Here is a 21,956-nt window from a genome sequence, read left to right on the forward strand (position 1 = left end):
CCCCCCCCCCCCCCCCCCCCCCCCCCCCCCCCCCCCCACCTCCATGGAGAGGTCGTTGTCGACCGTGAAGTAGGGCCGTACGGTGACGCCGCCGAGGGTGGCCGACGGATAGACGAAGACCTCCTTGCGGTCCGCCACGTCGTCCAGCAGCCGGCCGATCCGGATCGGCGAGGTTCCCTCGCCTCCCGGGTGGACGAGGAGATCCCAGACGCGGCTGCCGGTGGTGCCGAGGTCGGCGGTCAGCTCCCCGTAGTCCACCGTCACGGAGAACTCCCGGCCGTCGTCGCCCGCCCGTGGCTCAAAGGCCCGTACAACACCGTTCCCGCCCCGCAGACGCAGTCGTACGGCGGCTCCCTCGGCGAGGGTGGCGCCGTGCAGCCGGGCCCGGAGTGTCATCGAACGGTCCGTCACCTCGATACGCCCGATCTCCGCGTGCGCGGTACGCGCCCAGGCCCGCACCGCGAGGAAGCCGTCCTTGGTGGTGTACGGCACCCGCACGGCCACCGGCGACGGCCGGTCGCGGGCCCCGCCGTCGACCAGGGCCCGCAGATCGCGCAGACCGGGCCGCACCCGCCGGCGATCGGCGCCCGGTTCGGGCAGCAGGTAGACGTCCCAACGGCCTTCGGCGAGAACGGGCTTCGGCTCGAGGACGGCACGCAGACGGCCGTCGCCCGTCGGTTCCGGGTCCAGCAGGTGCAGGGTCTTCTCGGGCTGTCCCTTCTTGGGACGCAGCCGCAGCAGCAGCCGGGGTGCGGCGGCGCCGGCGACCGCGTCCGCCCTCAGGACGAAGCTGATCCGTCCGTCCTCGTCGACCGTGCAGTCCGCACGGAGGGCCGTCTCCTGGGTCGCGCCGGTTGCGGTCGTCATCGCTGTCCCCTCCGTACCGTGTGCAGCGCACGCGAGGCCGCGGCATAGGCGGTGTCGCGTGCGGCGAATCCCTGGCTGACCAGGGTCCGGCCCATGCCGCCGCGTTCTGCCGCGACGGGCCGGCCGGCCCTACGGGCCTGTATCGCCTCGCCGATCAGCCGCTCGGCCTGCTCCACGACAGGGCCCGGGGCGAATCGCCGCGCGTTCTCCATCGCCCTACGGCCCATCCGCCGGCGCCGTTCGTCGTCGCGGACGAGATCCAGCAGGGCAGCGGCCATGGCGTCGCGGTCCCCGACCGGCACCAGCCTGCCGTCCACCCCGTCCTCGATGATCTCGCCGGGCCCGTACGGACAGTCGGTGCTCACCACCGGCAGCCCACAGCGCATCGCCTCGACGATGGTCATGCCGAACGGCTCGAAGTTGGAGGCGGCGGCGCCGATCGACCCCTTGACCCACTCCGCCTCCATGGGGGCCGCCGCGCCCATCAGGAAGACGTTGTCGTACAGGCCGAGCCGGTGGATGAGCTGCCCCAGCCGGTCGTGCTCCTCGCCCTTGCCGTAGATGCGCAGCTGCCAGTCCGGGAAGTCGGCGGCCACCGGCGCGAAGGCCTCGATGAGCAGGTCGTAACGTTTCACCGGGACCAGCCGGCCCGCCGCGACCACCACCTTCGCCGTGCCGTCGGCGGCGGGCAGGGCCGGGTCGGGGACGCTGTTGGGGAGTGCCTCGACGCGCACACCGGGCAGCCGCATCTTGCGCCGGTAGGCGGCGGCGTCGGCCTGCGTGACCGTGGTCAGCACGTCCAGCCGGCGGTAGGCCCGGCGCAGCGCGGTGCGCAGCCGGGGCGGATGGTTGTCGAGGGTGAGGTGTTCCTGGCCGACGCGGACGACGTGCTGCGGCGCCTGGAGCGCCAGGTGCACATTGAGGCCCGGCCGGGTGCCGATGACGACGTCGGCGTCGGTCTGCGCGAGGTGTTCGCCGATGCGCCGGTCCGTCAGCTCGCTGTACTGGCCGTGGCGGTACTCGGCGGCGGGGAACACCTTCGCCGGTCTCAGATGCAGCGGGTGTTCCTTCTCGTGCCGCAGGTCGACCAGGGGTCTCAGGGACACTCTCGGGTCGAGCGCGAAGTTGGGGAGTTCGCGGTGCCGCAGCACCGAGACGATCTCCACCTCGTGCCGTTCGGCCAGCGCCTGCGCCAGGTTGAAGGTGGTGGTTATCGTGCCTCCGATTCCATAGCCGTTGTGCAGCAGGAAAGAGATCTTCATGGCGGACTAGACCGCGTCAACCTCCCCCGGGTTGCCTGCTGTTACCAGTTCGTTCTCCTGTCATCAACCCCACGGCGTGCGCCCGGCGCGCGTTTGCAAGCCCCATGAGATTTCGTGCGCTGGTTGAGCGCCCTCGCTTCCACGAACCGGCACCAGAGCCGCCCGCCGGGAGCACCAGGGTTCGCCCCGACGTTCCCGTGATGGGTGAGGAGACGTCGACAAGGGTCGACAAGGGTGCAGTTCACGCCCCCTCGCAGCGCCTCGGCGCCCCGCCGCGCACCGCCTCCGCCCCGGGCGGACGTTCAGCTCATGTCATTCAGCTCTATCCTTTTTGCTCGATGCATAATGAAGGGAGCTGAGAGCTAGGAACTTTCTGTGCATGGCCGACCGGCTTCAGGGTAGGCGCACGGTCGAAGGAGCGGTGATGACATCCCCTGACCCCAGCCTCAACAGGCGCAAGCTGCGCCTTGCCCTGCGGCAGGCCCGCGAACGCTCCGGCCTGACCCAGCGTGAGGCCGCCGAGCGGGTGGAATGGTCGCAGTCGAAACTCATCCGCGTGGAGACCGGAACCGTCAGCGTGTCCGTGAGCGATCTGCGGGCCCTGCTACGACTGTACGACGTCGGCGACCCGTCCGAGGTGGAGGAACTGGTCGAGGCGGCCCGGGGCAGCAAGGGGCCCAGCTGGTGGTCGAAGTACCACGACGTCGTCACGCCTCAGTACGCCCAGTACCTGGGCTACGAGAGCGCGGCGACATCGCTTCGGACCTATCACCCCATCGTCGTACCCGGTCATCTCCAGACCCGCGCATACGCCGATGCGCTGCTCGCCCCGCGCGGGCTGAAACCCCAACGGACCAGGAGGGTGGTGGACCTGAGGATGGAGCGGCAGGAGAGGATGCTCGACGGTTCCGCCGGCCCCGAGGTCACCTTCGTCCTGGACGAAGCCGCCGTACGACGCCAGATCGGCGGAAAGGCGGTGCTGGACGAGCAGTTGCAGCAGCTTCTCGATCTGGGCGCACGGGACGGCATCACCATCCGCGTCCTCCCGTTCGAAGCCGGGGCGCACTACAGCACCCTGGGCAGTTTCGTCCTTCTCGGATTTCCCGACGCGGACGATCTGCTGTACCTGGAGCATGCCGCGGGCAGCATGACCGGCGGCGAGGACCTGGAGCTGCTGGCCCGCTACCAGGAGTGCTTCCACACGATCATGGACCTGGCACTCGGCGACACCGAGTCACTCGACCTGATCGGTCGCATCAAGCAAGACCTCGGGGCCCGCTAGATCCGCGGTGCCATTTCTGGTGGTGAAGCCAGGGGGAGGACCAACGTGGTCTTCAGGTCGATATGGCAGGGCCTGCAAAACGTACTCGGCGCCGGGATGAACGACGACGATGTCAAAGCGCAGGCGATACAGGACCCGGCACAGACACAGAACCTGATAGCGATAGAGAACGCCCGTGGCGCCGTGAAGCTGAAGCTGGTGATCTGCCTCGGCCTTCTCGCGCTGCTCGCGCTCGTTGTGGTGGTGGGGGCGCTGCTCGTCATCGTCGAGCAGGCCGGACAGCTGAGGCTCCCGTGGTCGCGGATCGGCACGATCGTCGGTACGTTCCTCACGACGTCCGGTATCACGGGCCTGGTCGCCTGGTGGTGGAAACGACTGCTGAAGCGCCGTCAGACCGCCGCCGCTAGTTCGGGAAACCCGTCCGCGAATCCTGCGGAAGGCGATCAGAATCAGGTGGGGACGTCGTAGTGGCGCAACCGGCCCGCCAGACTCCGGCGCCCACCGCCACGGCCACGGCCACGGCGATCCACAGGATCCGCTTGGCGAGGACGCTGTCGACGAGCACGGACGCGAGCGCTGCCGCCAACGTGGCCGCCGCTCCCGCGCTCAGTGAGTAGGTGACGGCTCCGCTCATGAGCGCCGGCCGCTTGCGGCGGCCCTTCCCCGAATGCTGCACTGCAGATGCCTCGGCACCCATAGAGGCCCCCTACCTACTGCCGATGGCTTGTCAGGAACGTCACGAGCCGTCCAACTCCTCCTGCGTCAGAGCAAGAAGGAATCTCGTCCAGGCGGGGGTGCTGAAGCTCAGCGGCGAGCGTCCGGGCTTCTTGGAGTCACGCGCAAGCACTTGGCCCTCCCCCACGGCGACCTCCACGCACTCGTTCTCATTGCCGCATAAGCTGCTCTTGCGCCACAAGGGTTTCCCCTTATGCACCACCTCAGCCCTCCTGCCCCCCGATGCGCCTGGATGGTGCCCATCCATGTTAGTGGACGGTTGTGCACCACCGCAGGCGAATACCCCTACGTCAGGGCCGGGGACCGCGAGCGGCACCCGAGCGATGACACACGGCTTCCACTGGCCGGACGGCCTACTCCATGTTTGCCCAACTTGACTCAGGGGGAACCGGCTTGGGCCGGAGTTGGCTCAAGTTCCGTCATTTCAAGGCGAGTTAGCAGACATGAGGGGGATGCGACCCGGCACCCCGGAAACGCCGACGGGCCGCACCCCCGTCGCCGGGGATGCGGCCCGTCACGGCGTGGGCCGCCGTGCCGTACCGCTTACTTGCGGATCAGGCTGCGCAGCACGTACTGCATGATGCCGCCGTTGCGGTAGTAGTCCGCCTCGCCGGGGGTGTCGATGCGGACGACCGCGTCGAACTCGACACCGGTGTCGGTGGTGACCTTGACCGTGCGCGGCGTGGTGCCGTTGTTGAGCTCCTCGACGCCCGCGAAGGAGAAGGTCTCCTCGCCGGTCAGGCCGAGGGACTGGGCCGAGGTGCCCTCCGGGAACTGGAGCGGGAGGACGCCCATGCCGATGAGGTTCGAGCGGTGGATGCGCTCGTAGGACTCGGCGATGACGGCCTTGACGCCGAGCAGCGCGGTGCCCTTGGCGGCCCAGTCACGCGAGGAACCGGAGCCGTACTCCTTGCCGGCCAGGACGACCAGCGGGATGCCCTGCTCGATGTAGTTGCGCGAGGCGTCGTAGATGAACGACACCGGGCCGTCGGCCTGGGTGAAGTCGCGGGTGTAGCCGCCCTCGGTGCCCGGCGCGATCTGGTTGCGCAGGCGGATGTTGGCGAACGTGCCGCGGATCATGACCTCGTGGTTGCCGCGGCGCGAGCCGTAGCTGTTGAAGTCGCGGCGCTCTACGCCGTGCTCGGTGAGGTACTTGCCGGCCGGGGTGTCGGCCTTGATGGCGCCGGCGGGCGAGATGTGGTCCGTCGTCACCGAGTCGCCCAGCTTGGCCAGCACACGGGCGCCGGAGATGTCGGAGACCGGGGCCGGCTCCATCTCCATGCCCTCGAAGTACGGGGGCTTGCGGACGTAGGTCGACTCGGCGTCCCACTCGAAGGTGTTACCGGTCGGGACCGGGAGGGACTGCCACTGCAGGTCGCCCGCGAAGACGTCGGAGTAGGACTTGTTGAACATGTCCTCGCCGATGGCGTTGGCCACGACGTCGTTGACCTCGGCCTCGGAGGGCCAGATGTCCTTCAGGAAGACCGGGTTGCCGTCCTGGTCCGCGCCGAGGGCGTCGCGCGTGATGTCCACCTTCATGGAGCCCGCGATGGCGTACGCGACGACCAGCGGCGGGGAGGCCAGGTAGTTCATCTTGACGTCGGGGTTGATACGGCCCTCGAAGTTCCGGTTGCCGGAGAGGACCGAGGTGACCGCGAGGTCGTGGTCGTTGACGGCCTTGGAGACCTCCTCCGGCAGCGGGCCGGAGTTGCCGATGCAGGTGGTGCAGCCGTAGCCGACGAGGTTGAAGCCGACCTTGTCGAGGTACGGGGTCAGACCGGCCTTGTCGAAGTAGTCGGTGACGACCTTCGAACCCGGGGCGAGGGTGGTCTTGACCCACGGCTTGCGGGTCAGGCCCTTCTCCACGGCCTTCTTCGCGACGAGCGCGGCGGCGACCATGACGTACGGGTTGGAGGTGTTGGTGCAGGAGGTGATGGCCGCGACCGTCACCGCGCCGTGGTCGATCTCGTACGTCGAGCCGTCGGGGGCGGTCACGGTGACCGGGTTGGACGGGGCGCCGTTCGGGGCGACGGCCGGGGCGTCGGAGGCGGGGAAGGACTCCTGGCCGGCCTCGTCCACGGTGTCGACGTAGTTGAGGACGTCCGTCTTGAACTGCTCGGCGGCGTTCGCCAGGACGATGCGGTCCTGCGGGCGCTTCGGGCCGGCGATGGAGGGGACGACCGTGGAGAGGTCGAGCTCCAGCTTCTCGGAGAAGTCGGGCTCGGCCTTCGGGTCCAGCCAGAGGCCCTGCTCCTTGGCGTACGCCTCGACGAGCGCGAGCTGCTGGGCGGAGCGGCCGGTCAGGCGCAGGTAGTTGATCGTCTCGTCGTCGATCGGGAAGATCGCGGCGGTCGAGCCGAACTCCGGCGACATGTTGCCGATGGTGGCGCGGTTGGCGAGCGAGGTGGCGGCGACGCCCTCGCCGTAGAACTCGACGAACTTGCCGACGACGCCGTGCTTGCGGAGCATCTCGGTGATGGTCAGCACGAGGTCGGTGGCGGTGGTGCCGGGCTTGAGCTCACCGGTCAGCTTGAAGCCGACGACGCGCGGGATGAGCATCGAGACGGGCTGGCCGAGCATCGCGGCCTCGGCCTCGATGCCGCCGACGCCCCAGCCGAGGACGCCGAGGCCGTTGACCATGGTGGTGTGCGAGTCGGTGCCGACCAGGGTGTCGGGGTAGGCCTGGCCGTTACGGACCATGACCGTGCGCGCCAGGTGCTCGATGTTCACCTGGTGGACGATGCCGGTGCCGGGCGGGACGACCTTGAAGTCGTCGAAGGCGGTCTGGCCCCAGCGCAGGAACTGGTAGCGCTCCTTGTTGCGGCCGTACTCCAGCTCGACGTTCTGCGCGAAGGCGTCGTTGGTGCCGAACTTGTCGGCGATGACGGAGTGGTCGATGACCAGCTCGGCCGGGGAGAGCGGGTTGACCTTCGCGGGGTCGCCGCCGAGGGCCTTGACGGCCTCACGCATGGTGGCGAGGTCGACGACACAGGGCACGCCGGTGAAGTCCTGCATGATCACGCGGGCCGGCGTGAACTGGATCTCCTGCGACGGCTGGGCCTGGGAGTCCCAGCCGCCGAGGGCGCGGATGTGGTCGGCGGTGATGTTCGCGCCGTCCTCGGTGCGGAGGAGGTTCTCCAGCAGCACCTTCAAGCTGTAGGGGAGGCGGGCGGAGCCCTCGACCTTGTCCAGCCGGAAGATCTCGTACGACTCGTCGCCCACCTGCAGCGTGCTGCGGGCGTCGAAGCTGTTCGCCGACACGACAGTCTCCTTCATTGATGTGCGCGTACCACCACACCGCGAAAATATGCGGCTGCTGCCGCGTGGTGCCGCCGGCGTCTTGGCCGATCCGCTTAGGTCAGGCTAAGTTAGGTGAGCCTTACCAGTGGACCGGCGGCGACGTGCGACTGCGGTGCACCTCGGTAGATATCTCGATGTCGAGATAACTCTAGTACATGGGGCCGGAATGGTCATGCCCCGGGGCTTCGGCATGCCCCCTTTGCATGATCATGCGGAATCATGCATACTCTTCCTATGTCCAAGGTCCTCACCTCCCTGCCCACCGGCGAGCGCGTCGGCATCGCCTTCTCCGGCGGTCTCGACACCTCGGTCGCGGTCGCCTGGATGCGCGACAAGGGCGCCGTCCCGTGCACCTACACCGCTGACATCGGCCAGTACGACGAGCCCGACATCGCCTCGGTGCCCGGCCGCGCCAAGACCTACGGCGCCGAGGTCGCGCGCCTGGTCGACTGCCGCGCGGCGCTGGTCGAGGAGGGCCTGGCCGCGCTGACGTGCGGCGCGTTCCACATCCGCTCCGGCGGGCGCGCCTACTTCAACACCACACCGCTGGGCCGTGCCGTCACCGGCACCCTGCTGGTCCGGGCGATGCTGGAGGACGACGTCCAGATCTGGGGCGACGGCTCGACCTTCAAGGGCAACGACATCGAGCGGTTCTACCGCTACGGCCTGCTCGCCAACCCGAACCTGCGGATCTACAAGCCGTGGCTCGACGCGCACTTCGTGACCGAGCTCGGCGGCCGTAAGGAAATGTCGGAGTGGCTGGTCGCCCACAACCTGCCCTACCGGGACTCGGCGGAGAAGGCGTACTCGACCGACGCCAACATCTGGGGCGCCACCCACGAGGCGAAGACCCTGGAGCATCTGGACACGGGTGTGGAGTCCGTCGAGCCGATCATGGGCGTCCGGTTCTGGGACCCGTCGGTGCACATCGCCACCGAGGACGTGACGATCGGCTTCGAGCAGGGCCGCCCCGTCACCGTCAACGGCAAGGAGTTCGCCTCCCCCGTCGATCTGGTGATGGAGGCCAACGCCATCGGCGGCCGGCACGGCCTCGGCATGTCGGACCAGATCGAGAACCGGATCATCGAGGCGAAGAGCCGCGGCATCTACGAGGCGCCCGGCATGGCCCTGCTGCACGCCGCGTACGAGCGTCTGGTCAACGCCATCCACAACGAGGACACCATCGCCCAGTACCACACCGAGGGCCGGCGCCTCGGCCGCCTGATGTACGAGGGCCGCTGGCTGGACCCGCAGGCGCTGATGATCCGCGAGTCGCTCCAGCGCTGGGTCGGCGCGGCGGTCACCGGCGAGGTGACCCTGCGACTGCGGCGCGGCGAGGACTACTCGATCCTCGACACGACGGGCCCGGCGTTCAGCTACCACCCGGACAAGCTGTCCATGGAGCGCACCGAGGACTCGGCGTTCGGCCCGGTCGACCGGATCGGCCAGCTCACCATGCGCAACCTCGACATCGCCGACTCCCGCGCCAAGCTGGAGCAGTACGCCGGCCTCGGCCTGATCGGCACCGGCAGCCCGACCATCGGCGCCTCCCAGGCCGCCGCCACCGGGCTGATCGGCACCATGCCGGAGCTGCCGGAGGGCGGCGCCGAGGCCATCGCCTCCCGCGGCGAGGTCTCCGAGGAGGACGCGTGGCTGGACCGCGCCGCCATGGAGTCCGGCACGGACTGACCCGGCGGCACCAGCAGGGGACGGATCCACGGAAGGGTCCGGCTCGACGCCCGCGGCGTCGAGCCGGACCCTTCCGGCGTTCCGACATGCCATCAGTTCGTCAAGTCGGGGTAACCGGGAGATACACACCGACTCCGAAGGGAGGCATCCATGCCCCTCACGTTCCGCAAGAGTTTCCGCATCCTTCCCGGAGTGCGGCTGAACATCAACCGGCACTCCTGGTCCATCACCACCGGTGGAAGGCACGGACCGCGACGCACCCACAGCAGCACCGGACGTCGTACGACATCGATGGATTTGCCCGGACCTTTCGGATGGCGTCGCACCCGTAACACCAGGCGGCGTTGACGTCCCGTCACCCGAATGGCTCCCCCTGGAATGTGCCATCTCATATCTGAGATAGCCTCAACCTCATGGCAGACGATTACCTCGTACGCATCGGCAAGCTCATCCGTGACGCCCGGCAACACCGTGGCTGGACACAGACGCAGCTGGCCGAGGCGCTCGGTACCTCTCAGAGCGCCGTCAACCGCATCGAGCGCGGCAACCAGAACATCAGCCTTGAGATGATCGCCCGAATCGGTGAAGCCCTGGACAGCGAGATCGTGTCCCTCGGGTACGCCGGTCCGATGCATCTGAGGGTCGTCGGCGGACGTCGGCTGTCCGGTTCCATCGACGTCAAGACCAGCAAGAACGCCTGTGTGGCCCTGCTGTGCGCCTCGCTGCTCAACAAGGGGCGCACAGTGCTGCGCCGCGTCGCCCGTATCGAGGAGGTCTATCGCCTCCTGGAGGTGCTCAACTCCATCGGTGTGCGCACCCGTTGGATCAACGACGGTGTCGACTTGGAGATCGTGCCGCCGGCCGAGCTGAACATGGCCGCGATCGACGCCGAGGCCGCCGTGCGCACGCGGTCCATCATCATGTTCCTCGGCCCGCTGCTGCACCGTCTGGACCGCTTCAAGCTGCCTTACGCCGGCGGCTGCGACCTCGGCACGCGGACCATCGAGCCGCACATGATCGCGCTGCGCCGGTTCGGTCTGGACGTCGCGGCGACCGAGGGCCACTACCACGCCACCGTCGACCGCTCGGTGCGCCCCGGCCGGCCGATCGTGCTGACCGAGCGCGGAGACACGGTGACCGAGAACGCGTTGCTGGCCGCCGCGCGGCACGACGGCGTCACGGTCATCCGCAACGCCTCCTCCAACTACATGGTCCAGGACCTCTGCTTCTTCCTGGAGGCCCTCGGCGTGCGGGTCGAGGGCATCGGCACCACCACGCTCACCGTGCACGGCGTGGCCACCATCGACGCCGACGTCGACTACTCGCCGTCCGAGGACCCGGTCGAGGCGATGAGCCTGCTGGCCGCGGCCGTCGTCACCGAGTCCGAACTGACGGTGTGCCGGGTGCCGATCGAGTTCCTGGAGATCGAGCTGGCGGTCCTGGAGGAGATGGGCCTCGACCACGACCGTACGCCCGAGTACTTCGCGGACAACGGCCGTACCCGGCTGGTGGACCTCACCGTCCGGCCCTCCAAGCTGGAGGCGCCGATCGACAAGATCCACCCGATGCCGTTCCCGGGCCTGAACATCGACAACGTCCCGTTCTTCGCGGCCATCGCCGCCGTCGCGTCCGGCAAGACACTGATCCACGACTGGGTCTACGACAACCGCGCGATCTACCTGACGGACCTCAACCGCCTCGGCGGCAGGCTCCAGTTGCTGGACCCGCACCGCGTCCTGGTCGAGGGCCCGACCCGCTGGCGCGCCGCCGAGATGATGTGCCCGCCCGCCCTGCGGCCCGCCGTGGTCGTCCTGCTGGCGATGATGGCGGCGGAGGGGACGTCCGTGCTGCGGAACGTGTATGTCATCAACCGGGGGTACGAGGATCTGGCCGAGCGGTTGAACTCGATCGGGGCGCAGATCGAGATCTTCCGGGACATTTGAAAGCTCTGAGAGAAAGCAGCGCGAACCCCCTCCTGACCCGCAGGTATGCCAGTCAGGAGGGGAATTGGCTTCTTCTGTGGGACTTCTCAGGGACTTTGGGCCGAGCCGGGAGGCTGCCGGTCTCGGGGCTGAGGGGGCGGAAATTGCCCGGCCCTGCACGTGATGGGTTACGGGCAGGACGTCGGCATGAGCGACGGATGGGCGACAACTGGTCGGGCCGAGTCTCAACTCACTGCCTCGCTGTCATGCACTCCGGAAGCAAGCTCGCGCATCATGCCTCTTACCGCTGTCCTGCGATCTTTGGAGGCATGTCCTCGAACCCACAGCGTCCCGCACCGCGTCCGAGCGGCCTCTCGCACGCGGTAGCTGAGGATCTCGCGTTGTACCGGGAGACGTTTCAGCGACGTCTGCCGGAGTCGCTGGACGAGTTGCACGGCCCCACTCAGGGGGTCGTGGAGCTACCGCTGCACATGGCCCTGGTCCGGGATGACGTCGTACGACCTGAGCAAGCCGCGCCAGCGCACGGGCCTGTACCGCACCGTCCTGCACGAGGGCCTGCACGACGATCTGCCCCGCTACCTCAACCAGGGCCTGCTCCTCCAGCTGTGGCCGGTACTGCGCACCCTCGTCGGCCGCACCGTGCGCGCCGTATGGGAAGACACCTTCCCCCAGCTCGCCTCGCGCCCAGGCCGCCGCGTGACGGACATGCCGGAGCTGCACACGCGGCTCCTGCGGGACGTGATCGCCCTCGGCTCCCCGTATCTCCTGGTTCTCACCGGCGGGTACGCGGCGCGGGCGCACCGCCTCGTGAACCGTCCCAGCCAGGACCTCGACATCGCCACCGAGAACCCGGCGCCCATGGCCGACATCGCCGCCACGCTCCGCACGGGCCTGGAAGCCCCGCGGCTGGAAAGTGCACGCGCTGGAGATCTCGCCGCTGTCCGCCCGCTTCACTGTGTCCGATCCCGCCACCGGACAGGACTGCGAGGTTGACATCCTCAAAGAGACCTTCTGGCGACCGGTCGCCCAGAGTCCGTACGGACCCGTCCTCGCCGAGGAGGACGTGATCGGAACCAAGGTCCGCGCCCTCGCCGGCCGCGGAGCGCCCCGCGACCTGATCGACGTGTTCGCGGACATCGACTGCACACTTCCGGACGCGGTCATGGGCCCGAGTAGTTGGAGCAGGAGTTGAGGAACGTCTCGCGACACATGTGAGGACTCGGTTTGCTTCCGCGAGCACGGAGAAGTGACAACGCGTGGGGACGAGGCGCTGAACGGCACCGTCAAGGCCGACCTGAACCAATCGAAATCGAACGCCACGAAACTCGGGCGGCTCACGGCCCCACCCCAAACCGAACGGCGTTGGCACTAGACCGCCAGAGCCATGCCTGAATAGTGGAAACTCAACGACTACGTTCGGAAAGCGAAGCCTTCTTAATCGACCCGTACTTCTTCCGGCGCACCCATCATGGATGGGACGGGCCGTCGATAACAGCCGGACTGGGGCGTGAAGATCCGCCGCTTGACCGGGTACGGACGGACACAGACCATGTGCTGCAGATTCAGGTGACCCGCCTCATAGGACAGCAGCCCGACGGCGAAGAGCAACCGCCAGGCGGCCACCGTCTCGCGGCCGACGAGTTCGACGGCCCGCTCGTGCCGCGTCTCCAGCCGGTCCAGCCACGCCCGGAGCGTCAGAGCGAAGTCTGTCCGGAGGTTTTCGACGTCCAGAACCTCCAGGCCAGAACGCTCCGCCTGCAGCACGCTGCTGCCGATCTCGCCCGGGTTGAAGTCCGGGAACACGTAACGGAGCATGAACGGACTGCGCACCAGACGTCGCCCGGGGCGCAGGATGCACAACTCGTGACTGAGGACGCGTCCGCCCGGCGCGACCAGACGCGCCAGGGCGGCAACATGTCGGCTCTGACCACGACGTGACAGGTGCTGAGTCATCTCGACGCTGGCCACAGCATCGAAGGGCCCGTCCGAGACCGCGCGGTAGTCCTGCAGCCGTACGTGCAAGCGATCCGACAGGCCGGCTTCCTGGATCCTTCGGGTGGCGAGTCGCGCCTGGTTCGGTGAGAGGGTCACACCCACACCATTGACACCATAGTGCCGGGCAGCGTGCAGAAGCAGGCCGCCCCATCCACAGCCGAGGTCCAGCAGCCGCATCCCTGGTTGGAGGTCGAGCTTGCGGCAGATCAGGTCCAGTTTGGAGGTTTGCGCGTCGTCCAGTTCGAACCCGGCGGAAGCCGCCCCCTGGCCCCAGTAGGCACTGGAATAGACCATTGACGACCCTAGGACGAGTCTGTAGAAGTCGTCACCGACATCGTAGTGATGGCGTACCGCTCGGGAGCCACGGGTGGGCCGGACCTCCCCCGACGGGGGGCGGAGCGGTGGTCCCAGCACCTGCCGGTTCACACCGAGACGCCATGACGACAGGGCCGCGCGCGCGAGATCCGATCGGGAGGACCCCAGGGCGGAGCCCAGTTGTCGCATGACCGCTACCAGGTCACCCTCAATGTCGATGTCCCCGGCCACGAACGCTCGAGCGGCTCCAAGTTGTCCGGGACGCCACAGCATGCGTCGCACCGCGTCGGGGTGCTTCAGTACCAGGGCAGATCCCGACGCGGCACCTGCGACGCTCCCGTCCCAGGCCCGCATCTCGAACTCCATGGCTTCCCCTGTCATCTGCTGCAGAAAGGCAGCGACCTGATGGGCAATGCCGCTGGTACGTGCTCTGGTCATCATCTCTCCCTACTCGACTGGCCATGGCTCGCGGTTGCCCCCATGCCGCCGAGGTGCAGCACATGCAACCTCGTGCTCCTGTTGGCGAACGGGTCGCCCGACAGAAGCACGCGTGGCCGAGACCCATGGGGACACCGGCGAGCGCTGGGTCACGCTGTGCGCCAAAGTGTCCGCAGGCTCACAGCGTCATGCCGCCGCTCGGCTAACGACCGTCGCACCACACGGGCACGGCCATAGCGCCCTGTCAGTGGACTACGAGGTGTTCTTACTGGGACGTATTTGCGAGGAGTACCAGCGCACGGCGGACCACCATCTCGCTGTGGTGGAGGGCATCGCCCACACCGGGCGCCTGATGACGTCCGTCGCGCTGGCCGTGGCGATCTCCACAGCTGCCATGGCCACCTCCTCCGCATCCGTGATCAAGACGATCGGAGCGGGAGTGGCTCTGGCCTCACTCGTGGACGCGGTACTGGTCCGCGGCGTCCTGGTGCTCGCCGTGATGGCGGCGCTCGGTCCCGCCAACTGGTGGCTTCCCGCCCGAGGCCCTCCGTGCGAGCGTTTGTCCAGCCCGTCCACGGCCAGCTGACCGCCGCGGACCCGGCTGAGGGGCCGATCCCTCGGGAAAGGCCCCTCGCGGTATTCCGTCGCCGCTCTAGTGGTGCAGTGTGCGGTGGATGCGGTGAGCGATTCCGTCGAGGGTCGCGGCGGCCATCAGCTCCATCATGGACAGTTCGCAGTGGAAGGTCTGCTGGAGGGAGACGGAGAGTTCCGCGCCCATGAGCGAGTCCAGGCCGAGGTCGGCGAGGTTCGCGGTGGGGTCGACGCGGTCCGTGGTGGTCTGAAGAATACGGGCGGCCGCGTCGACGAGGATCTCGGTGATCAGGTCGAGTCGCGCTTGGTCGCTCTCGGCCAGCTTCAGGCGCTTGCGCAGGTCGTCGGCCTGGGCACGGGACGCGCGAGGGTTCGCGTGGGCCAGCTGGGCGGTGAAGCGGGCCACGGACAGCGCGGGGAGCAGGTCGGTGAGCCGGTCCCAGTCCATGACACCGATGGCTGCTTGGCCGTGCGCACGGTGAAGATGCCGGTCGAAAGCGGCCAGAGCGGTGGCCGGAGAGATCAGTCCGATGCCGGAGCGGGCGATGGTGTCAGCCATCTGCGTTCGTGCGACGTAACCGGTTTCGGAGATGCCGCCCCAGGCCAGGGCCAGACCCGGGCTGCCGTGATCCCGGCGCTGTCGCGCAAGTGCTTCCAGGTAGAGGTTGGCGGCCGCGTACGGGGCTTGGTGCTGGTTGCCGATCAGGGCGGCGACGGAAGAGTAGACGACGAAGAAGTCGAGCGCGCGGTCGCGTGTGAGGTCGTGGAGTACCGAGACGCCGCGAACCTTGGGGGCCACGACGTCGGCGAACCGCTCAGCGGTGAGGTCGCTCAGGGGTGCGTCGTCGAGATGCATGGCGGCGTGCACGATGCCGCGTACCGGACGACGGAGTTGATCCGCTTCCGCGATGACCGCCTCGACAGCCTCGGGCTCGGTGACGTCGGCGCCGTACACCCGTACCGTCGTACCCGCCCTCTCCAAGTCGGCGACCAGACCGGCGGCTTCGGGCGCCTGGACACCGCGCCGGGAGAGGAGAGCCAGATGACGGGCGCCCCGGTCGGCGAGGTGGCGGGCCGTCGCCGCGCCCAGGCCGCTGAGCCCGCCAGTGATCAGATACGTGACGTCGGGGTCGAGCCGCACTGCCGGTTCGGGCTGGTCGATGACGACCGGCGAGCTGTCGGTGAAGGAAATGACGACCTTGCCCAGGTGACGCGAGTGGCGCAGGGCGCTGAACGCGTCCTTGATGCGGCTGGCAGGATGACTCTGATGGGGTAGGGCCCGGTAGACGCCGGCCCCCACGCGTTCACCGACCATGCGGAACGCGGCCGCGGCCGCCTCGGGCGCGTCGGCGATGAAGCGGGTGATGTCGACGCCGTAATAGGCCAGGTTGTCCCGGAAGGGGCGCAGGAGCAAAGGAGCGTTGGCGTAGATGTCGCGCTTGCCCAGTTCGATGAACCGGCCCCCCGGCGTCAGGCACTCCAGGCTGCGGGCGATGGCCTCGCCGGCCAGCGAGTTCAGCACGACGTCCACGCCCCGGCCCGCGGTCGCGTCGCGGACCTCGTGTGCGAAGGAGAGGTCCCGGGAGTTGAAGACCGCCTCGGCGCCGAGCGTGCGCAACAGGTCCCGCTTGGCCGGTGTGCCGGCGGTGGCGATCACCCGGGCGCCGATGTGTCGCGCATAGGCGAGGGCGGCCAGGCCGATGCCGCCGGCGCCGCCGTGGACGAGCACGGTCTCGTCGGACTGGAGGTGGGCGAGGGTCTCCAGGGAGTGCTGGACGGTGAGGAAGACCGCAGGCAGCGTCGCCGCCTGTTCGAAGGTCATACGATCGGGCATGCGGCCGACCTGCTCGGTGCGCACTCGTACGTGAGAGCCGAGCGCACCGTGGGCGAAGGCGAACACGCGGTCGCCCACCGACCACTCGGCCACGCCCGGGCCGGTGGCGGTCACGATGCCGGCGCACTCCAGGCCCAGAAGAGGCCCTGTGGGGGTGGCCGGTTCGGCGTCGGGCGGGAGCAAGCCTTCTGCGAGCATCACATCGCGGTAGTTGAGTGCGGCGGCCTTGACACGGAGGATCACCTCGCCGGGGCCTGGCTCTTCCGACGCTGCGGGAGCCCAGGTCAGCCGGTGACCGCGCCCCGGGCGGTGCAGCCGCAGCCGGTAGGTGTCGTGGCGTCCGGCCTGTCGGGTCGCGGGCGGGAGCGGGCGCAGTCGGGGGACGAAGCGGCCATGGGTGTCCAGCACGGTCTCGTCCTCCTCGCCTGGCGCGCCGGACCGGGCCGGTGCGAGGAGTTCCGCGGTGAGTCGGGCGGCGTCCTGCGCCAGGTCCCCGGAGGAGGAGAGGCTGACGCGGCGTACCGTCAGGATCGGGTGCTCGTTGGCCACGACCCGGCCGACACCCCACAGCGCGGCGGCCCAGGGCAGGCTCCCGGTGTCCGCCGGCGCGGGGTGCAGGCCCGTCGGGGGAGTGACCAACCACAGCTGGGGGTCGGCGTGGCCGGCGGCGGCCAGGGCAACTGCCGCGGCCTTCACGACTCCCGCGGCCTCCGTGACGAGGTCGGCGTCGGCTTGCTCCTGCTCGGTGCCGAAGACCAGCACCGCGCGTGACGGCACCTGGCCGGTGAAGTCGCCCATCCCCCGATCCCAGGCGTCCGACACACGCGTGCCCATGACGTGGGCCCCGGCCGCACGGAGGTCGTCGACCAACGTCTCGGCCAGGGACTGACCGGCGGCGTCGGTGACGACCAGCCACGGGCCGTCGGCGCGGGTGGGAGTTTCCAGGGCGGGCGGGGCGGGATTCGGGCGAGCCTCCGGGGCAGTGCTCCGCCGCGCGACCAGCAAGCAGTAGTCCTGCGCGGTCTCCGGTTGCTCGCTGCCGACGTCAGCGACGGCGTCGAAGCCGCAGTCGGACAGCAACGGCGGCCATGCCGCGCGAGGCAGCAGAGGGCTGGTGCGCACCTGGGTGTCGGTGAACGACCAGTACTCCGGCAGCAGCCCGAAGCACGGGCCAATGATCTCCTCGTCGTGACTCTCGACCGCCAGCAGTTGCCCACCGGAGTCGAGCAGCCGCGCCAGTCGTGTACACGTGGCCCGGAGGTCGGCGGTGGCGTGCAGCACGTTCGCGGCCACGATCAGGTCGTACGACCCGGGAGCGAAACCCTGCTCCGCCGGGTCGCGGTTCAGGTCCAGCACGCGGTAGTCGAGGTAGTCGTGGTCGGCGAACCGGGCCTGCGCGCGAGGAAAGAAGGCCGGCGTGGCGTCAGTAAAGGTGTAGCTCGTGAGGTGGGGCGGAAGCACGGGAAGCAGCGCCGTGGTGAGACCGCCGGTGCCGGCGCCCACCTCGAGCACTCGCAGAGGGCGGCCGACCGGCCACGTACGCAGTGCCTCCTCGATGACGAGACGGGCGTAGTGGCCGTGCGCACGCATCTGCGGGGTGTCGGCGTAAAAAGCCTCCACGAGGTGGCGGTCGGCCTCGTTGAACAGCACCTCGCGGGCGTCGGTCCGGCCGGTGAGAATGTCGGTCAGATGCGTTCCGCAACGCGTGGACAGGGCGATGGCGGTGATCCACTGAGGGCAGCGCTCCGACCACCGGCGCATATGGGCTTCCGCAGCGGCGGCCACGCCGGTGAACTCCCAGCGCTCCCCACTGGAGGTGGGCTGGAGCAGCCCGACCTTGACAGCCAGTCCCGCGAGCAGTCGGACGTAGGGGGCGTAGTGCGGTCGCAGGCCCGCGTCCAGGAGATCGCCCAAAGAGAACGAGCCGGTGCCGGGGATCAGAGCAGCGAAGGCAGCGGCTGCGTAGTGCCCCGCCGTCGTCTTCGCTATGGCGGCGAAGCGCGGGTAGTCGTCCGCCTGGTCTGCCTCGAAGGCCGCCCGGGCCGCGGCCGTCGCCGCCGTCGAGGTCTCCGGTCCCAGCAGCGGAACAGTGGAGTGGTTCGGCCACCTGCCGGGCAGCGGCGCGTGACGCAGCACGGTCGCCAGCTCCTGCAACTCGTCCTTGGCGGCGAGAGCACGCACGCGGCAGCCCGACAGCTCGGCAGCGACAGTGCCGTCCTCCAGACTGACGGTGACGTCGACGACGGCGTCCGACCCGGTGAGGTGGCGCAGCCTGACGTGGATCCGCCCCCGGGCCGGCGGCTGGTGCCAGACCTGCGCCTTCTCGACGGCCGTGGGCAGGAACACACGGCCGTCCGCGACCGGGGCGAGGAGTGGGGCGGTCGTCTGCAGGGCACCGTCGCTGATCACCGGGTGCGCCTCGAAACCATCGCCGTCCGCCGCGGCCGCGGCGGGGAGTTCGTAGGCGGCGGTGACCCAGGAGTCGGATACCTGCAGAGTGGTCAGGACCTGGAAGGCGGGCCCGTAATGCAGGCCGGCGCGCGCGGTGAGGTCGTAGTGCACCGCGGCGTCGACCGCCGTTCCTCCCTCTGGGGCGGTGATCGGTGCGGGTGCGGGCGTGGTATGCCGTCGTACCCGGCCGCGGGCGTGCGGTGTCCAGGGCCCGGAGGCGTCCCGGCGCGAGGCGATGAGGACGATGCCGTCCTCGACCGACAGGGACGTCTGTACGGACACGGGCGTCGGGTCGTCGGCGCGTGGCAGGGTCAGCGGCCTGAGCACGGTGAGGTCGGTGACCTCGCACCGGGCGCCCAGACCCGCACGGCCCGCCGCGAGCGCGGCCTCCAGGTACGCGGTGGCCGGCATGACGACGTCCGTGCCGACCCGGTGATCGGCGAGCCATGGCAGCCGGGTGCCCGTGAGCTGCTGATGCCAGGTCGGCTCGGCGACTGCCGCCCGTCGGCCCAGCAGAGGATGTACGACCGTCCTGTCCTGGGGCACCGAGGCCCACCAGTCGGGTGCTCCGTTCCAGTGCCGCTCGCGCTGCCAGGGGTATCCGGGCAGGGACACCACTGTGCCGGGCCGGGGGAAGCACCGCGCGCCGGGGCGGGCACCCGCGGCGACGACCGCGGCGGCGGCACGTCGCACGCCGGTGGGGCCGTCGGTGTCGCGGCGCAGTGTGGCGTGCGCGCCGGCCCTCGCGGGCAGCAGCCGTTTCAGGTAGGTGGCCAGGACGGGGTGAGGACCCACCTCGATGAAGGAGGTGCAGCCCTCGTCCGCCAGAGCCCGTACGGCGTCTGCGAACAGGACCGGTTCACGTACGTTGCGCCACCAGTAGCCGGCATCGAGCCGCGGGCCCGCCAGAACGGCCCCCGTGACGGTGGAGGCGAAGCCGAGTCGGCCCAGTCCTGGCCGGAGCGTACTCAGCGGCCCCGTGACATCGCCGTGCACCGGATCCATGTGGCGGGAGTGGAAGGCGTAGTCCAGGTCCAGGAGCCGGAAGAACACCCCGCGCGCCGTCAGCTGCCGACCCAGCTCCGTCAGCGCCGCAGGGTCACCGGCGAGCGTGACGTCGGTGGGGCTGTTGACACCGGCGAGTTCCAGGCGTCCGCCGAAGGCCGCCAGCTCCTTCGTGGCCGCGTCGGCGCCGAGGCCGACCGCCGCCATGCGCCCGCTGCCGGCGGTGGCGGACTGGGCCCGGCTGCGTACCGCCACGACGCGGCACGCCTGCTCCAGATCGAGACAGCCGGCGACGTACGCGGCGGCGATCTCACCGACGCTGTGCCCGACGACAGCGTCCGGCTCGATGCCGGCGTCTTCCAGCAGCCGGACGATGCCGACCTGCACGGCGAACAGCAGGGGCTGGGCGACCTCCGTGCGCTCCAGATCGGGTGACCCCCCGGCCAGCCTCTCTGCCACGGACCACCTCAGGTACGGGCGCAGGCAGGTGTCGACCTCGTCGACGGCGGCGGCGAAGACCGCCTCCGTCATCAGGTCCGTGCCCATGCCCGCCCATTGGGAACCGTTGCCGTCGAACACGAACGCGACTCGTCCCGGCGCCGCGCGCACGGCAGTCGTCGCCGCCCCGGGCGCCTCACCCCCCGCGAGCCGCAGAAACGCGTCGGCCGCCTGCGACGGGTCCGCGGCCCAGACACAGGCGGCGTGTTCGTGACGCGTGCGCCGCAGGGTGGCGGTGTAGGCGATGTCGTAGAGACCGTCCTCGGTGAACTGCAGGTGCTCCGCCATCTGTTCGCAGGCCCGCTTCAGGGCCGCCGGAGTCCGGGCAGACACCACCACCGGCAGAGCGGTCGCCCGTGAGGGCCCAGGCAGCTGCTCGTCCACGGGGGCCGCCGAAGGGGCGGCGATGACGACGTGGGCATTGGCGCCGCCGAAACCGAACGAGTTGACACCCGCGACCGCCCTCCCGGGTGAGTCGAGCGGCTCGGGCCGAGCGACCGGGCGCACGTTGAGATCGTCGAAGGCGATCTCCGGGTTGAGTCGTTCGGCATGCAGCGTGGCCGGGATCCGCTGGTGCCGCAGGACCAGCATCGCCTTGAACAGGCCCGCCATGCCGGCGGCGGCCTCCATGTGCCCGAGATTGCTCTTGACCGATCCGATGGGCAGGGGGCCCCGGTGGCGACCGACCCCGAGCGCACGGCCGATGGCCTCCACCTCAAGCGGATCCCCGGCCCGAGTGCCCGTGCCATGGGCTTCCAGGTACGCGACGTCGTCGGGTACCAGCCCCGCCCGCGCGTACACCTGACGCAGCAGCGCCTGCTGCGCGTCGCTGCTGGGCAGTGCGAGGCCGGGAGTACGTCCGTCGTTGTTGGTGCCGCTGGACAGGATCACCGCGTGGACACGATCTCCGTCCGCCGTGGCGTCGACCAACCGCTTCAGCAGTACGAGGCCGCCACCCTCCGCGCGGGCGAACCCGTCCGCCTCGGCCGAGAACGGCCGGCAGCGGCCTGTGGGCGAAAGCATGGAGGCGTTGCAGAAACCGGCGTACAGGTGGGGGTTGAGGAGAATGTTGATGCCCCCGGCCACCGCGACACGGGCATGTCCGTTGCGCAGGTGCTCACACGCCTGGTGCACGGCGGTCAGCGCGGAGGAGCAGGCGGTGTCCACGGTGACACTCTGTCCGTGCCAGTCGAAGTAGTGCGACAGCCGGTTGGCAGCGATGGCGCCTGCCGTCCCCGACATCGTGTAGGCGTTGCCCGACTCCGGTGACATCGACTGCAACTCACCGTAGTCCCGGCTCGAGCAACCGACGAACACTGCTGTGTCCGACCCCTCCAGCCGGGCAGCATCGGTGCCCGCGTCATCCAGCACCTCGACCGCCATCTCCAGCAGCAGCCGCTGCTGGGGATCCATCTGGGCCGCTTCTCTGGGGGAGATCGCTGTGAAGTAGGTGGTGTCGAAGCCCGCCACGTCGTCCAGGAAACCGCCCGCCGCGGTGTACGACTGACCGGGACGCCGATGGGTGTCCACGAAGTCCGCCGTCGGGAAGCGGTCCGGGGGTACTTCTCCGACCAGATCGGCACCGGCCGTCAACACAGCCCACAGATCGTCCAGGTGGTGGATCCCGCTCGGCAGACGACAGGCCGTGCCCACCACGGCGACGGCGTCATCGGACAGCAAGGGCATGTGCGAGGGCAACTGTTCTCCTGACGGACTGGTATGGATGTTCAAACAAGCACGACGGATCGCGC

General features: G+C 69.4%; 12 protein-coding genes and 2 pseudogenes. 8 read left to right on the forward strand and 6 right to left on the reverse strand.

What is annotated here, in order from left to right:
• Both ACHBTE_RS03345 and ACHBTE_RS03350 read right to left on the reverse strand, forming a co-directional pair.
• Window positions 1-867 (reverse strand): transferase (locus ACHBTE_RS03345; RefSeq protein WP_394721786.1); only part of this gene is annotated, 867 nt, incomplete at its 3' end.
• Window positions 864-2,129, reverse strand: coding sequence for a glycosyltransferase family 4 protein (locus ACHBTE_RS03350; RefSeq protein WP_394721787.1), 1,266 nt, complete (start codon window positions 2,127-2,129; stop codon window positions 864-866). The genes ACHBTE_RS03345 and ACHBTE_RS03350, both read right to left, overlap by 4 nt.
• 424 nt (window positions 2,130-2,553) lie before the next feature.
• On the opposite strand from ACHBTE_RS03350, the gene ACHBTE_RS03355 reads away from it, so the two are divergent.
• Window positions 2,554-3,411 carry a helix-turn-helix domain-containing protein gene (locus ACHBTE_RS03355; RefSeq protein WP_394721788.1) on the forward strand — a complete coding sequence of 286 codons (858 nt, stop codon included), beginning with the start codon at window positions 2,554-2,556 and terminating at the stop codon, window positions 3,409-3,411.
• A gap of 45 nt (window positions 3,412-3,456) precedes the next feature.
• Window positions 3,457-3,879 (forward strand): hypothetical protein, encoded by a 423-nt coding sequence (locus ACHBTE_RS03360; protein ID WP_394721789.1) that lies wholly within the window; start codon window positions 3,457-3,459, stop codon window positions 3,877-3,879.
• Window positions 3,880-4,147: 268 nt separating this feature from the next.
• Here the strand turns inward: ACHBTE_RS03360 and ACHBTE_RS03365 are convergent, their stop codons facing one another.
• On the reverse strand, window positions 4,148-4,393 hold the full coding sequence (locus ACHBTE_RS03365) for a DUF397 domain-containing protein (protein WP_394721790.1): 246 nt from the start codon (window positions 4,391-4,393) through the stop codon (window positions 4,148-4,150).
• A 296-nt stretch (window positions 4,394-4,689) separates the two neighbouring features.
• Window positions 4,690-7,407, reverse strand: coding sequence for an aconitate hydratase AcnA (gene acnA, locus ACHBTE_RS03370; protein ID WP_394721791.1), 2,718 nt, complete (start codon window positions 7,405-7,407; stop codon window positions 4,690-4,692).
• A gap of 273 nt (window positions 7,408-7,680) precedes the next feature.
• Between acnA and argG the strand changes: the two genes are divergently transcribed.
• From argG to ACHBTE_RS03395, 5 genes and pseudogenes are all read left to right on the forward strand, one after another.
• A complete protein-coding gene (gene argG / locus ACHBTE_RS03375; RefSeq protein ID WP_394721991.1) occupies window positions 7,681-9,135 on the forward strand; it encodes an argininosuccinate synthase in 1,455 nt (484 codons plus the stop codon).
• 150 nt (window positions 9,136-9,285) lie between these two features.
• The gene (locus ACHBTE_RS03380; RefSeq protein WP_394721792.1) at window positions 9,286-9,483 is read left to right on the forward strand and encodes a DUF4236 domain-containing protein; all 198 of its coding nucleotides are present in this window, start codon (window positions 9,286-9,288) and stop codon (window positions 9,481-9,483) included.
• Between the two features lie 65 nt (window positions 9,484-9,548).
• Window positions 9,549-11,078, forward strand: a complete 1,530-nt coding sequence (locus tag ACHBTE_RS03385) for a helix-turn-helix domain-containing protein (protein ID WP_394721793.1) — start codon at window positions 9,549-9,551, stop codon at window positions 11,076-11,078.
• A 308-nt stretch (window positions 11,079-11,386) separates the two neighbouring features.
• Window positions 11,387-11,762, forward strand: a pseudogene (locus ACHBTE_RS03390) (hypothetical protein); the annotation flags it as partial.
• Between the two features lie 21 nt (window positions 11,763-11,783).
• Window positions 11,784-12,210: pseudogene (locus ACHBTE_RS03395) on the forward strand (nucleotidyl transferase AbiEii/AbiGii toxin family protein); the annotation flags it as partial.
• A 302-nt stretch (window positions 12,211-12,512) separates the two neighbouring features.
• Here ACHBTE_RS03395 and ACHBTE_RS03400 read toward each other — a convergent pair.
• Entirely contained in the window at window positions 12,513-13,829 is a 1,317-nt protein-coding gene (locus tag ACHBTE_RS03400; protein WP_394721794.1) for a class I SAM-dependent methyltransferase, read from the reverse strand.
• 244 nt (window positions 13,830-14,073) lie between these two features.
• Between ACHBTE_RS03400 and ACHBTE_RS03405 the strand changes: the two genes are divergently transcribed.
• Complete coding sequence (locus ACHBTE_RS03405) at window positions 14,074-14,412, forward strand: MMPL family transporter (RefSeq protein ID WP_394721795.1); 339 nt, start codon at window positions 14,074-14,076, stop codon at window positions 14,410-14,412.
• 66 nt (window positions 14,413-14,478) lie between these two features.
• Here the strand turns inward: ACHBTE_RS03405 and ACHBTE_RS03410 are convergent, their stop codons facing one another.
• Window positions 14,479-21,903: an SDR family NAD(P)-dependent oxidoreductase gene (locus ACHBTE_RS03410; protein ID WP_394721796.1), complete on the reverse strand. Its 7,425-nt coding sequence runs from the start codon at window positions 21,901-21,903 to the stop codon at window positions 14,479-14,481.
• Window positions 21,904-21,956 lie beyond the last annotated feature (53 nt).

It is taken from the genome of Streptomyces sp. M41, assembly GCF_043673425.1.
Lineage (GTDB): Bacteria > Actinomycetota > Actinomycetes > Streptomycetales > Streptomycetaceae > Streptomyces.